Genomic DNA, 930 nt, shown 5'->3' on the forward strand with positions numbered 1-930 from the left:
GGCTTCCTGGGTAATGGTGGTGCGGCGAGTGTGGCGTCGGGGCGGGTGGCGTACACGTTCGGTCTCGAAGGTCCGGCGGTGACGGTCGACACGGCTTGCTCGTCGTCGTTGGTGAGTATGCATCTGGCTGCGCAGGCGTTGCGTAATGGTGAGTGTGATCTGGCGCTTGCCGGTGGTGTGACGGTGATGGCGACGCCGGGTGTGTTCGTGGAGTTCTCGCGGCAGCGTGGGTTGGCGCCTGATGGGCGGTGCAAGCCGTTCGCGGAGGCTGCGGATGGTACGGGCTGGGGTGAGGGTGTCGGTTTCGTGCTGCTGGAGCGGCTCTCGGATGCGGAGCGCAACGGGCACGAGGTCCTGGCGGTGCTGCGCGGTTCGGCTGTCAACCAGGATGGGGCGTCGAATGGTCTGACGGCGCCGAACGGTCCTTCGCAGCAGCGGGTGATCGAACAGGCGCTGGCCAGTGCCCGGTTGAGTGCGGGTCAGATCGATGCGGTGGAGGCGCACGGTACGGGTACGACGCTGGGTGATCCGATCGAGGCGCAGGCGCTGCTGGCGACGTACGGTCAGGCGCATACGGCGGAGCGGCCGTTGTGGCTGGGTGCGGTGAAGTCGAACATCGGTCACACGCAGGCCGCTGCGGGTGTCGCGGGTGTGATCAAGATGGTCGAGGCCATGCGCCACGGCGTGCTGCCGCGCACCCTCCACGTGGACGAGCCCTCCAGCCACGTCGACTGGAACACCGGCCACGTTGCCCTGCTGACCGAGGCACATGAGTGGCCGGAGACCGGTGAGCCGCGACGCTCGGCCGTGTCCTCCTTCGGCATCAGCGGCACCAACGCGCACGTGATCCTGGAAGCCGCCCCGGAGCAGTCTGCGGAAGCCGATACGACGACCGATTCCTCGCCGGTGCCGGTGGTGATCTCGGCCCGT

Annotated in this window: 1 protein-coding gene; it reads left to right on the plus strand. The window is 68.0% G+C overall.

The window, feature by feature from the left end; translation table 11 throughout:
* Window positions 1-930, plus strand: a 930-nt coding sequence (locus H5J30_RS35715) for a beta-ketoacyl synthase N-terminal-like domain-containing protein (RefSeq protein ID WP_181791932.1), incomplete at both ends; no start/stop codon positions are given.

This window comes from Streptomyces phytophilus (genome assembly GCF_013870535.1).
Classification (GTDB): domain Bacteria; phylum Actinomycetota; class Actinomycetes; order Streptomycetales; family Streptomycetaceae; genus Streptomyces; species Streptomyces phytophilus.